General features: G+C 36.3%; 20 protein-coding genes. All 20 read left to right on the top strand.

The annotated features are described in order from the left end of the window. Positions 1–109 precede the first annotated feature (109 nt). The 20 genes from GHI45_RS05235 (at position 110) to GHI45_RS05150 (ending at position 10,799) form a co-directional block, all read left to right on the top strand. Positions 110–715 carry an ERF family protein gene (locus GHI45_RS05235; RefSeq protein ID WP_147779639.1) on the top strand — a complete coding sequence of 202 codons (606 nt, stop codon included), beginning with the start codon at positions 110–112 and terminating at the stop codon, positions 713–715. Next, complete coding sequence (locus GHI45_RS05230) at positions 712–1,047, top strand: single-stranded DNA-binding protein (RefSeq protein ID WP_147779640.1); 336 nt, start codon at positions 712–714, stop codon at positions 1,045–1,047. Before GHI45_RS05235 ends, GHI45_RS05230 begins: the two co-directional genes overlap by 4 nt. An 89-nt stretch (positions 1,048–1,136) precedes the next feature. Continuing rightward, positions 1,137–1,868 carry a phage replisome organiser protein gene (locus GHI45_RS05225; RefSeq protein ID WP_153497408.1) on the top strand — a complete coding sequence of 244 codons (732 nt, stop codon included), beginning with the start codon at positions 1,137–1,139 and terminating at the stop codon, positions 1,866–1,868. After that, on the top strand, positions 1,865–2,605 hold the full coding sequence (locus GHI45_RS05220) for a hypothetical protein (RefSeq protein WP_147779641.1): 741 nt from the start codon (positions 1,865–1,867) through the stop codon (positions 2,603–2,605). The genes GHI45_RS05225 and GHI45_RS05220 overlap by 4 nt, the downstream gene beginning before the upstream one ends. 40 nt (positions 2,606–2,645) lie before the next feature. Next, entirely contained in the window at positions 2,646–3,404 is a 759-nt protein-coding gene (locus GHI45_RS05215) for a site-specific DNA-methyltransferase (RefSeq protein WP_147779642.1), read from the top strand. Further along, a complete protein-coding gene (locus GHI45_RS05210) occupies positions 3,394–3,795 on the top strand; it encodes a RusA family crossover junction endodeoxyribonuclease (RefSeq protein ID WP_147779643.1) in 402 nt (133 codons plus the stop codon). Before GHI45_RS05215 ends, GHI45_RS05210 begins: the two co-directional genes overlap by 11 nt. Beyond that, positions 3,792–3,995 carry a hypothetical protein gene (locus GHI45_RS05205; protein ID WP_147779644.1) on the top strand — a complete coding sequence of 68 codons (204 nt, stop codon included), beginning with the start codon at positions 3,792–3,794 and terminating at the stop codon, positions 3,993–3,995. Before GHI45_RS05210 ends, GHI45_RS05205 begins: the two co-directional genes overlap by 4 nt. A gap of 172 nt (positions 3,996–4,167) precedes the next feature. After that, the gene (locus GHI45_RS05200) at positions 4,168–4,341 is read left to right on the top strand and encodes a DUF1497 domain-containing protein (protein ID WP_096819068.1); all 174 of its coding nucleotides are present in this window, start codon (positions 4,168–4,170) and stop codon (positions 4,339–4,341) included. Beyond that, positions 4,338–4,559: a hypothetical protein gene (locus GHI45_RS05195; protein WP_096819065.1), complete on the top strand. Its 222-nt coding sequence runs from the start codon at positions 4,338–4,340 to the stop codon at positions 4,557–4,559. The genes GHI45_RS05200 and GHI45_RS05195 overlap by 4 nt, the downstream gene beginning before the upstream one ends. Next, positions 4,556–4,720 (top strand): hypothetical protein, encoded by a 165-nt coding sequence (locus GHI45_RS11265; protein WP_187230071.1) that lies wholly within the window; start codon positions 4,556–4,558, stop codon positions 4,718–4,720. Before GHI45_RS05195 ends, GHI45_RS11265 begins: the two co-directional genes overlap by 4 nt. Next, positions 4,717–5,061, top strand: a complete 345-nt coding sequence (locus tag GHI45_RS05190; RefSeq protein ID WP_147779645.1) for a DUF1140 family protein — start codon at positions 4,717–4,719, stop codon at positions 5,059–5,061. The genes GHI45_RS11265 and GHI45_RS05190 overlap by 4 nt, the downstream gene beginning before the upstream one ends. Positions 5,062–5,163: 102 nt before the next feature. After that, positions 5,164–5,340, top strand: a complete 177-nt coding sequence (locus GHI45_RS11260) for a hypothetical protein (RefSeq protein WP_187230072.1) — start codon at positions 5,164–5,166, stop codon at positions 5,338–5,340. An 11-nt stretch (positions 5,341–5,351) separates the two neighbouring features. Next, positions 5,352–5,495, top strand: coding sequence for a hypothetical protein (locus GHI45_RS11255; RefSeq protein ID WP_187230073.1), 144 nt, complete (start codon positions 5,352–5,354; stop codon positions 5,493–5,495). Then, complete coding sequence (locus GHI45_RS05185) at positions 5,492–5,731, top strand: hypothetical protein (protein ID WP_147779646.1); 240 nt, start codon at positions 5,492–5,494, stop codon at positions 5,729–5,731. Before GHI45_RS11255 ends, GHI45_RS05185 begins: the two co-directional genes overlap by 4 nt. Further along, entirely contained in the window at positions 5,728–5,913 is a 186-nt protein-coding gene (locus tag GHI45_RS05180; RefSeq protein ID WP_147779647.1) for a hypothetical protein, read from the top strand. Before GHI45_RS05185 ends, GHI45_RS05180 begins: the two co-directional genes overlap by 4 nt. Positions 5,914–6,124: 211 nt before the next feature. Next, a complete protein-coding gene (locus GHI45_RS05175; RefSeq protein ID WP_147779648.1) occupies positions 6,125–6,670 on the top strand; it encodes a LemA family protein in 546 nt (181 codons plus the stop codon). A 9-nt stretch (positions 6,671–6,679) separates the two neighbouring features. Further along, positions 6,680–7,480, top strand: coding sequence for a hypothetical protein (locus tag GHI45_RS05170; RefSeq protein ID WP_187230074.1), 801 nt, complete (start codon positions 6,680–6,682; stop codon positions 7,478–7,480). Positions 7,481–7,564: 84 nt separating this feature from the next. Further along, complete coding sequence (locus GHI45_RS05165; protein ID WP_147779649.1) at positions 7,565–7,966, top strand: DUF722 domain-containing protein; 402 nt, start codon at positions 7,565–7,567, stop codon at positions 7,964–7,966. Positions 7,967–8,629: 663 nt separating this feature from the next. Next, positions 8,630–9,043 (top strand): P27 family phage terminase small subunit, encoded by a 414-nt coding sequence (locus GHI45_RS05155; RefSeq protein ID WP_228386016.1) that lies wholly within the window; start codon positions 8,630–8,632, stop codon positions 9,041–9,043. Then, entirely contained in the window at positions 9,036–10,799 is a 1,764-nt protein-coding gene (locus GHI45_RS05150; RefSeq protein ID WP_255514271.1) for a terminase large subunit, read from the top strand. Before GHI45_RS05155 ends, GHI45_RS05150 begins: the two co-directional genes overlap by 8 nt. Positions 10,800–10,809: the final 10 nt, after the last annotated feature.

Here is a 10,809-nt window from a genome sequence, read left to right as displayed (position 1 = left end):
TTCTTCAATTACAAAAGAAATATGGTGACTCCATTTATCAAGATATTGAGCCATATATTGTTGAGAAGCCAAAAGCACAAGCGATTAAATGGGATAACTAGGAGCACACATGGAAAAAGAAAAAATGGCTTTTCCAGAACTGCAAAGAGAAATGCAAATTGGGAAAAATAAATCAGTTAAAAATTATAGTGGGCAGACGAGCTACAATTACCGAAATGCAGAACAAATTTATGAGCATTTTAAATCATTGAATAGCGATTGGACGCTAATTGTTAGTGATAAACTATATGAAATTTTAGGGCGGCTATTTGTAGAATCAACAGCAATAGTTTCAAATGGAACCGAAAGCTATACTGCCTTAGGATATTCTGAACACGATCAAGTTCCTATTTTTGAAAAGTCAGGGAAACAGCAAATGCAAAAACCGCAATGGACTGGTGCTGTAAGTTCCTACGCTAGAAAATATGCATTACAAGGCTTGTTTGCAATTGGTGAGAACGATATAGATGATTTACAAAATACCAATAATAACGAGACTCCTATTTCAAAATCTGACGGGAATAGAAAAGAAGAAAAAGCAAACGAACAACTTGAGCGAGCATTAAAAAAAGCTAATGAATTAAACGCTCCAATGGAAAAAATATTGGAATGGAATAAACTTCCAAAAGTGGAAGCAATTAAACAAATCGCTGCATGGATTAAGGAGAAAAAATGAGCATAATCACAGTAACTACAGAATTAAACGAAAAAAATACCAGAACAATCAATACTAAAAATGGGGAAAAGCAAGTCGTTAGCGTTCCTATTGTAAAAGACTCCACTGGGAAATGGGTATACGCTTCAGCATTTATTAATTTCGCTGTAAAGGTTGGTGACACATTAACCATAAGTGGCCGAGTAGAACAAAAGCAAGATAAGGATTATTTGAATAACAGTTTTGTCTTTCCAACGGTTGAGAGAATGTACAAGCCTAATAATACACAGTCTAAAGCTACTGATATTCCAGGCACAGACGTAGAAATTGATGATGCGGATTTACCGTTCTAATTAAACAACTGGAGGGTGGAGTAACGAGCCGTAAAGTCAATGAGTAGAAAAACACTCATAGCCAGTTTCACCAAAGAAATGAGAATTAAGTGGCACAAAGAAGAATGATAGACAAAAGGTTTACTCATACACAAAAATTCTTACGACTTCCATTAGAGACACAGGCACTATATTTTCATTTAACACAAGAAGCAGATGATGATGGAGTTGTTGAAGCTTTTCCAATTATGCGAATGATTGGGGCTTCAGAAGATAGTTTGGGACTTTTGGAAGTTAAGGGAATGATAAGACCTTTAAATGACGAAATGGTATTTTTCTTAATTGACTTTGGAATTCAAAACACAATAAGAAAAGATAGATATACAAAAAGTATTTACCACGATTTAATCAGTGATACCAATACTTTAGAGCTATGTCAACCAAATGACAACCAAGTGGCAACCAAACCGCAACCAGTGGTTGCCACAGATAAGAGTAGATTAGATAAGAGTAGATTAGATAAGAGTAGATTAGATAAGAATAGAGTAGATATAGAAGAGCAGTTCAATTCTTACTTTAATTACTTTATCAATCTTGATAATAAAAACCGTAACAATAGAGCGATGAGCTTACAAGAATTCATGAAACTTATACCCGACCAAAGAATTCAAGCAATTACAGGAGCTAAGAATTACACGGAATGGTATCAAGAAAGTGGAGATGATACTAAATTTAGTAAGAATTCAACATCATTCCTACAAGACATGATATTCACGGAATACCTTGAAAAGCCAACTTCTCAAGTAAAACAAAAACCACGTAGATCAGGAGGGATGCGATGAGTCAAGAGCCTAACTATATCAAAGAATACCCTCTTGTAACTGAGGGACTTGGAAAATGTGAAATCCATGGCTGTGACTACTGGGGGACGACACACCCAGTATGGGCTGTTGTGAGAGATGCTAAAGGCAATATCACAAGCAGACACCAATATGCACCAAGGGCTTGTGTGATGTGCGATATGGAACGCAAATCAAGCATTAATGCAAGACTAGGGATAATCACGAACGAGAATTCATCTCAAGGCACACTTGAGCAAAAGAAAACCGACTATATTAGCCAGTTTGAAAAGAGCAAAGGAATTAAATTAAGCCGAGACACGATTGTGCAGTTTGATTATGCAGACCCAATCAGTGTAACCAATGTGGATAATATGAAACAGTGGCTTGTTCAAAATGTGGGCCAACAAATCAATGTGAAGGTCGTTGATACAAATAAATATGTTATTCAAGCTAAAAATAAATATATGAGCGATGAAGAAAAGAATAAGTTTCTGAGACTTAAATATGAAATTGAAACGGCTGACCTGGTCATAATCGACTCTCTCGCAGACTATGAAGATAGAGATGAGGGAGAAATCAACAAGATGATGACAAGCATTAAAGAAAAAGCGAGATTGATGATTTTAACAATTCCTGAAAGTGATGACCGATTGAAAGAATTTCCTTCAAAACTCAAGTTCAGAATGGTTCAAGCTCAAAAACTTAGCTTGTCAAGCACAGGGAAAGGCATTAGATGAAGTTTAGCTTTGAATTAGATAAAAAGAACAGGTTTAATAAATGAAATTTGAAATATATAATGATCACTTTCAGAACTATAAACGATACCAGATACCAAAGGCACAGCTGGTAATAGCTGATATTCCTTACAATTTAGGAAAAAATGCTTATGCGAGTTCAAATGCTTGGTATATAGACGGTAATAATAAAAATGGTGAAAGTGAAAAAGCAAATACAGAATTTTTTGACACTGATAAAGATTTTAAGATTGCGGAATTCATGCACTTTTGTTCGAAAATGTTGATAAAAGAGCCAAAAGAAAAAGGAAAAGCTCCAGCAATGATTGTTTTCTGCGCTTTTCAACAAATTCAAATGGTAATAGACTATGGAGAGAAATATGGGTTTAAACATGCTTACCCACTAGTTTTTGTTAAAGATTACAGTGCTCAAGTCCTGAAAGCGAACATGAAGATTGTGGGCGCCACAGAATATGCTGTGGTCCTCTATCGTGATAAACTTCCGAAGTTTAATAACAACGGGGAAATGATTTTCAACTGGATGGCATGGGGAAGAGACAATAAAAAGATTCCAAAAATACACCCCACGCAAAAGCCACAGTCTCTTTTAAAAAGGCTAATCGAAATATTCACTGATAAAGGGGATACGGTTATTGACCCATGCTTTGGAAGTGGCTCAACGATTAGAGCTGCAATTGAACTTGGAAGAAATGCTTATGGTTTTGAAATCAAGAAAGATTTTTACAAACTAGCTAAAGAAAAAATGCTTAATGAGTATGAGGTATCGCTCTTTGAAATTTGAGTTTGAATTAGATAAAATGCCGACCACGCAACAGCAAAAAGGGATTAGCTGGCGGAATGGCAAGCCGATATTCTACAACCGTAAGGGAACGGACAACACAGAACTGCTTCAAAAGTTGGTAGATAACAAGCCTGGTACATCATTTCTAAAGCCATTACCAATCAAGTTGTCTGTGACCTTCCATTTTGCGATTAAACAAAAGAAAAAGTGGTGGCAATGGAAAACTACCCGACCTGACCTAGACAACCTCATGAAGAATTTACAGGACTTCATGACAAAGCTAAACTACTACGAAGATGACAGTCAAATTGCTTGTTTAGAAGCTAAGAAGTTTCATAGCGAAAAGAATGTGATCACGATTGAAATTGAAGAACTAAAGGAGACGGAATGAAAGAGCTAAATGAAGCTGTCAAATCATTCATCAAGCAACATGGAGACAGTTCAGTAGTAACGATAGACGACAGGCTAATATTTCGCCGTCTAAGAGAGTTAGACGAGATGAACGATAGAATGTTTAGAGAAATCATGAACGAGCTTACGTTTGATTTCTGTAGCGTAGAGAATGGGTATGAGGTGTGGATGGATGTTTGAACGATACGACAACTACTGCATTGTCAGAAACGTTTCACAAGTCAAAAAAACAATGCTCACACGCTTTGAATGTAAAACAGGTAAAGTTATACCAAACGAAAGCAAAACGGCTCTAATGAGCTTAAATCACGTTCAGTTATTTAGGACACTGGCTGAATGGATGGGAGAGTAAATGACATATTACGATAGACGAAACGAGGCAAGACGAATAAGTATTCTTGCTAGTAGAAATGCACCAAAAGAAATCAGAATGAAAGAACTTGAAAAAGCGAGTGAAAGTCAATTTAATCGAGAATTTCAAGCTGATTTTCATAAGAGAATTGCAGAGTTAGGAGTGAATAAATGAGTAAGCATGACGAAAATTTAAAAGAAGCATTTGAGATTTTAAAAAATACAAAACTTGATGAGTTACTGCAAATTGCAGTTGAAGCAATGGATGATGCAGTAGTCGATATTGAAATGGAAGCAAATCAAGAGTGGCATGCAAAGATAACATTGGAGAGTGCTTTGATAGATATTGCAGAAAAATTATCAAAGCGAAATCGACTGGAGGTACTGAAATGACAGAATATGCAGTATATAAAGGCGATGACTTCATTGCTCAAGGAACAGCAGAAGAATTGGCTGAACGGTTTAATATCAAACCGTCATCAGTAGTGTTCATGGCAAGACCAGCTAATTTAAAACGTGATAAAGGAAATAGAAAGATTGCGGTGAGGGTATGACAGCTGAAACAATCGTCAGAGACTACCAAATTCACTTGCTAAAAATCATATTCAAAGAAACTGAAAGTCTGATCTTGAATAAAGAAAAAGCCGATAATAAAGCGCATGAGTTAGCTAGTAATGGACATTCAGTTAAGACATCAGCTCACTGGAAGTCAGTAGGCAATGCAGAATTCTATATCAGTGAAATGTACCGCAGATTAGACACACTCGCTGAAATGGATAGACTGTTTCATTGGTCAAGTAGGTTGCACCAGGACGGATTGAGTTTTGTTGCTAAGTATCCTAGGACGATGAAGAAGTATGGATTGAGAGGAAAGGTTGAGCAAACTAATATTTAAATGCTCCAACTGCTCAAATATAAGAACGGTTGAAGATGAGCACATCGGTGAGCGCATGATCGTGCCACGCAATGTATTATGTGATGAGTGCAAGGAGAAGGTATGATTTATAAATGTGAAAAATGTGGAAGTAAAGTAGATTGTGATTGTATGGGATGCCACAAATGCAATCCAGATTTAACTTGCGATACGTGTGGTGAATGCCATATTGATGGATGGGAAAGTTCAGCTTGCTGGCAAAAGGCTAATAATCCAGATTACGACCCTTGGGACATTTAAGGAGAAAGCGAATGAATAATGAGTTACAAGATTTAATTATAAGAATACTAAAAGTATTGGTCATTACTGCTCCAATTTGGGCGATTCTAGTTATTGCTTTTGTTATATTCCTTTTCAAAAAAGAATTTAAAGACTGGTGGAAAGATAGAAAATGATTGAAACAATCGAAGAAGAATTTGAATTTATTGACCAATGCAGAAAGCAAATCAGTAGAATATACCAATTTTTGTCAGACTCCTCAAATAAAGTCAACATTAAGTATAAGATAAAACTAAAGTATCGTTTGTTTAAGCTTAAACATTGGATAAGACAATCTGAACGGTCGATAAACAAAATAGCCAAAGCGCATGGCAATGACTATTTAGATAACGGAAAGGTAGTGCATCAATGAAAAAATTTTCAGTAATAGGTTCTCAATATATGAATGATAAGGCTAACGGTACCTCTCAGCAGTGGATTTGCGAAGCAGAAAACATCGAAAGTGTATTGAAAGAAATTAAACAAAATAATGGCTGGTTAGTTAATGAATGTAAGGCTTTTAAACCAACTTATATCGAGGAGGTAATGGAATGACAGCATTATTAATAATCGCAGGCATTGCTTTACTTAGTGCTAGCGTGATTGTCTACTGGGACTGTAAGGAGGATAAGAAGTGAAAAAAAAAGCAGAAAAGCTAGGTGAATTCATCGCCTATGTATTGATTGCAGGTGTTGGACTGGTTGTATTAGGTTTTCTATTAAGGCTTATTAGATGGTCATGGTTTGGATATTAAGGAGGATAAGAAATGAAAAAAATTACAATAATTATCAGTGCACTTTTTGGATTGCTAATTGTGGGGGCTATATTTAGCTTTCTAGTGGTCGCAAGTGTTAATAATAGAACTGTTGTTCTTGAAGAAGCTGTTAGTACTTCAAAGGCAAATATCAGTAAAGAAGAACAGAGGCGTGTTGATTTATTTAATAATTTGGTTGAGTCGGTTAAGTCCTATAATCAACATGAGTCTGAAACTCTAAAAGCTGTTACAGAAGCACGGAAACAAGCCGACAAAGGAGATACGCATGCGGCAATGGCTGAATTGAATGCAGTTGTTGAAAAATATCCTGATTTGAAAGCACAAACCAACTATTCTCAAATTAATAAAGAATTTAGTTTGACCGAAAATCGTCTAGCCAATTATCGTGAAGCTTATAATTCTTCTGTTCAAAGTTACAACAGGTATGTTCGTTCGTTCTTTGCCAATATTGTCTTGGATTTAAAAGGTTACCAGCCCCAAAATTACAAATATCTTAATTATAGTGTAAAAAATCAAGATCCAAGAAACTTGTTTTAGGAAGGAAAAATGAAAAAGAACAAATATATTTTTATGATAATTGGGCTTGCTATAGTTGAACTCATTATCATTATAGGTTCAACAATGTTATACAACAGGGATTTTGCTAAAAAAGCAGATATCCGTGAATTTTATCAGAGCGCCAATAGAATTGAAACGAAATCGGATTTTGATTATTTATTAGAAACCGGTTTAGGGCGTTCTATTATTCAAACAGAACTTTCTGCTGTAGATGGAGTAACAATGAATCAAATTTCAACCAAAAGAAAATTTATTGTTATCAAAGCCAAGTACCAAAAATACTTACCACATACAGAAACATACACCACAACGAATTCTAAAGGTGAAACTGAAACACATACTCGTGTTGTTTGGGAATGGGAGACAGTTGGTCGGGATGTAAAAACTGCTAATCAAGTAAAATTCTTTGGTTCTGTGTATGACACATCATTGTTTGCATTTGAAAAATATGAGCAAGAAATACCTGTAAAAGAAATAATTAAAGGCTCTAATGATAGTGATAATGTGCAGTCTACGGGTAACGGAAGTCGAACCATTTGGACAGGAGTTTCTGAAAAAGTTAGAACAACATTCTATGCGGACTTGACTGACAGTGGATTAAAACCAATTGCATTTCCAAATGAACCACGGGATAAGCAAATACGATTGCATAAAAATCAGCCAATAGATGTTTTCTTAAAAGACGAGCTGAAAGCAAATACACCACATCCTGTTGCTTGGACAATAATCACTATGCTATTCATGATTGCTGTTGGTACTGGCGGAGTCTTACTAATACTATACGAATGATAAAACAACAAAAAAGCCCACGGCAATGGGCTTCTCCTGATTGTTTACTTAATACTATTATAACAAATTAGGAGAGTTTAGTAAATGGCAGACAGATTAGATTTATTGATTAGTGACTATATGACTGGTATGCTTCAAGTTAAGATTAACGCTAGAGAAAAATGGATTACTAGACAGACTCACACAGAAAGAATTGGCAGCAGTGGAAGTAGTTCCAACACAGCACCTCAAGAAAGGCGGCTGCTAATTATTGAAGAAGACAAGGGATTACAGCTACTAACAGATCAAAAGAAAACACTAGATGAGTTAATGGAAGTTATACAAGGGACAACTGTTAAAGATATTATCATTGCTAGATTTAAGTACCGACTATCTTGGGATAAAGTTGGTGTGAGAGTGAGTATGGAAGAAAGCACTGCAAGAAAGCAATATGCTACTTTTAAATCAACACTTAGAGACGGACTTTGGCAATCTACTTTAGACTGATTTACTTTCCGTTTTATTCCCGAAAGTTTCCCGTTTTATTCCTAGATTAAGTGAGATAATGGTAACATGAACAAGTGAGCAAACAAATAATAAATCAAGTGCTAAAAATGTTCATAGGCAGGTCAAGGTTCGACTCCTTGCCTTGCTTATAATTATTAAGTCTGTCAGTGTTGACAGGCTTTTGTTATTGGAGGTGCAATGAGTCCATATAAAGATAAACGATGGCGAAGTAAACGCGCCAACATTCTAAGGCGAGATAAGTATGAATGCCGAAATTGTAAACGCTATGGGAAGATGGTTAAGGCTGACACGGTTCATCACGTGTGGTTCTTGCGAGACCATCCGAAGTGGTGGCTGTGCTCATGGAATTTGATTAGCTTATGTAATGAGTGCCACAACAAGATGCACAATCGTGATAGCGACATTCCAACCGAACTCGGAGAATACTGGCAAGACAAAACTAATCCCCCCACTTCAAAAAATAAATTTTGAAAAATAAAAAGAACCGAGTGAGTTAAGCTTTTTCCAAGTGTGAGATAAATTTCAAAAACTTTTTTTCAAATTAAGAATGCTTTAAAATCAAGGCTTAACACGATTTTTACTTGGATAACTTGGATGTAAAAGCTTGAAATTTAACAGAATGATAGTGTTCAAACACCGTGGTTGAGCTATTTTAAAAATATCCTCAAAAGAAAGGAGGCAAGCCTAATAAAAAAATTACCTAAAGAAGAATCAATCTATCGCGACACAATCAATCAAATGAAAGCATTGAATACTTACAATCCGGCATTTAATAGGCTTGCCAAAATCTATGCGGGGATGGTTTGGCAGTATTATGATGCTGTAAAAGCATGGGAAGAAGATGGCTCTCCTTATTTTACGATGACAGGTTCAGATTCGGTTAAAAAGCACCCGGCACTAGATCAGATTGAAAAGCTAAGAAAAGATATTCTGTCTTATTCAACGCAACTTATGCTTAATCCAAAGAGTCAGAAAGAACAGGAAGCAAAGAAAAAAGAAGAAATCTCCCCATTTGCTCAACTCTTGAGTCAGAGTGGCGGTGGTGGAAGTGGATAATTTTGAAACTGCTGTTCAATGGTCTAAAGATATTATCAGTGGAAAGATACTTGCCAATATTGAGCAAAAGCAAGCTGCACAACGATTTATTGATGACTTGGCGTCTGACCGTTGGGATTTTAAGCATGACCAAATTGATTTTGTCATTGGCTTGATAGAAAAGACTATCGTTCATATTCAAGGAGAGAATAAAGAAGGCCTTTCTTATAAAGATACGCCAATGCTTTTACAGTCTTGGCAAAAGTTTGTCTGTGTGAATTTATTTGGCTTTTTTGAAAAAGGAACAAACATCAGGCGGTTTAATGAGGCGCTTATTTTTTTACCTCGAAAGCAAGGAAAAACAGCTTTCGCAGCCTCACTAACATGGGCTAAAAACATTGTCGATCGAGCAAGTGGAAGTAAAACCTATATCGTAGCCAACTCTTTGAAACAAACACAAGAAAGTTTTGGTTTTCTGTCTTACAATGTTGAAAAAATTCAACATGACGTACCAAAGCTAAGGATTCGAGATAATAATCAAGAACATTCGGTTCATGTTGACTTTGGGGATGGTTATTGTGACATCTTTGCCATTGCCAATCAAGATGACAAACTCGACTCGTTGAACGGGAATGCCTTAATCCTTGACGAGATACATTCATGGAAAAAAGCTGGCGCGAAGAAGTACATCTTGATGAAGAACTCTCAAAAAGCGTATCGGAACAAATTACTCATGGGGATTTCAACCGCGGGCGATATTGCTAATGGTTTTCTAGCGCAAAGGGTAACCACCTTAAAGAAAGTTTTATCTGGCACCATCAAAGATAAGGCCTATGATTCGTATTTCATTTTTCTGTGCACCGCAGAACAGGATGAAAAAGGAAACATCATCAATCCAGTAACAAAATCAGTCACGACACTGGATGATCCCGATGTTTTGGCTTCGGTTACCCCCTCGTTAAATGTGACGGTCACCTTGGATGATTTACTGACCGAGGCAAGACAAGCCATGTTAGAACCTCAACTTAAAGCAGAGTTTCTAAATAAGTCTCTCAACATATTTACCAATTCAATGGACGCTTATTTCGATGTAGATGAGTTCAAATACTCCAATAAACAATACAATTGGACACTGGAAGAATTGTCTAAGTTACCCATCCGGTGGTATGGTGGTGCGGACTTATCTAAAATGCACGACTTAACCGCCGCAGCCCTTTATGGAAATTATGAATATAAGGGAAAATCAGTGGACATTGTTATTACACATGCTTTTTTCCCAAAATCAAAAGCCATTGAAAAAGCCCAGGAAGATAATATTCCTTTGTTTGAATGGCAAGAAGAAGGTTGGGCGACTTTATCCAATACTGAGACGGTGCTTTATGATGATATTGTCAAATGGTTTATGGAGATGAGAGACAAGGGATTTAAAATCAAGTCTGTACATTTTGATAAGAAATTTGGTCGTGAATTCTTCATGATGATGAAGAAACAAAAATTCAAGATGGTAGATGCACCCCAACAATTCTGGAAGAAGTCTGAAGGCTTTAGACGAATTGAATTTAAAGTTAAAAACAATGAGTTTTATTATGTGAATAATTTGGCTTATGAATATTGCGTAAGCAATGTCAAGGCCATTGAAAAAACCGATGATGCCATTCAGTTTGAAAAGGTCTTGAAGAACCAGCGTATTGACTTGTTTGATGCTTCAGTATTCGCGAGTCGCGGGATGCTTGAAGAAAAAGAACAAAAGAGTAAGAAAGATGCTTGGGGTATGTGATTATGGAAAG

It is taken from the genome of Lactococcus sp. dk101 (assembly GCF_009601055.1).
In the GTDB taxonomy this organism is placed as follows: Bacteria; Bacillota; Bacilli; order Lactobacillales; family Streptococcaceae; genus Lactococcus.
Note: the sequence above shows the minus strand (reverse complement) of the source record. Positions and strands in the feature narration are given on the sequence as shown.

Bases quoted from the DNA above. Each gene is read 5' to 3' on its own strand.
- GHI45_RS05165 (WP_147779649.1), top strand. From the start codon at position 7,565: ATGGCAGACAGATTAGATTTATTGATTAGTGACTATATGACTGGTATG.
- GHI45_RS05235 (WP_147779639.1), top strand. From the start codon at position 110: ATGGAAAAAGAAAAAATGGCTTTTCCAGAACTGCAAAGAGAAATGCAA.
- GHI45_RS05195 (WP_096819065.1), top strand. From the start codon at position 4,338: ATGAGTAAGCATGACGAAAATTTAAAAGAAGCATTTGAGATTTTAAAA.
- GHI45_RS05190 (WP_147779645.1), top strand. From the start codon at position 4,717: ATGACAGCTGAAACAATCGTCAGAGACTACCAAATTCACTTGCTAAAA.
- GHI45_RS11255 (WP_187230073.1), top strand. From the start codon at position 5,352: ATGAATAATGAGTTACAAGATTTAATTATAAGAATACTAAAAGTATTG.
- GHI45_RS05220 (WP_147779641.1), top strand. From the start codon at position 1,865: ATGAGTCAAGAGCCTAACTATATCAAAGAATACCCTCTTGTAACTGAG.
- GHI45_RS05215 (WP_147779642.1), top strand. From the start codon at position 2,646: ATGAAATTTGAAATATATAATGATCACTTTCAGAACTATAAACGATAC.
- GHI45_RS11265 (WP_187230071.1), top strand. From the start codon at position 4,556: ATGACAGAATATGCAGTATATAAAGGCGATGACTTCATTGCTCAAGGA.
- GHI45_RS05170 (WP_187230074.1), top strand. From the start codon at position 6,680: ATGAAAAAGAACAAATATATTTTTATGATAATTGGGCTTGCTATAGTT.
- GHI45_RS05175 (WP_147779648.1), top strand. From the start codon at position 6,125: ATGAAAAAAATTACAATAATTATCAGTGCACTTTTTGGATTGCTAATT.
- GHI45_RS11260 (WP_187230072.1), top strand. From the start codon at position 5,164: ATGATTTATAAATGTGAAAAATGTGGAAGTAAAGTAGATTGTGATTGT.
- GHI45_RS05180 (WP_147779647.1), top strand. From the start codon at position 5,728: ATGAAAAAATTTTCAGTAATAGGTTCTCAATATATGAATGATAAGGCT.
- GHI45_RS05230 (WP_147779640.1), top strand. From the start codon at position 712: ATGAGCATAATCACAGTAACTACAGAATTAAACGAAAAAAATACCAGA.
- GHI45_RS05205 (WP_147779644.1), top strand. From the start codon at position 3,792: ATGAAAGAGCTAAATGAAGCTGTCAAATCATTCATCAAGCAACATGGA.
- GHI45_RS05200 (WP_096819068.1), top strand. From the start codon at position 4,168: ATGACATATTACGATAGACGAAACGAGGCAAGACGAATAAGTATTCTT.
- GHI45_RS05185 (WP_147779646.1), top strand. From the start codon at position 5,492: ATGATTGAAACAATCGAAGAAGAATTTGAATTTATTGACCAATGCAGA.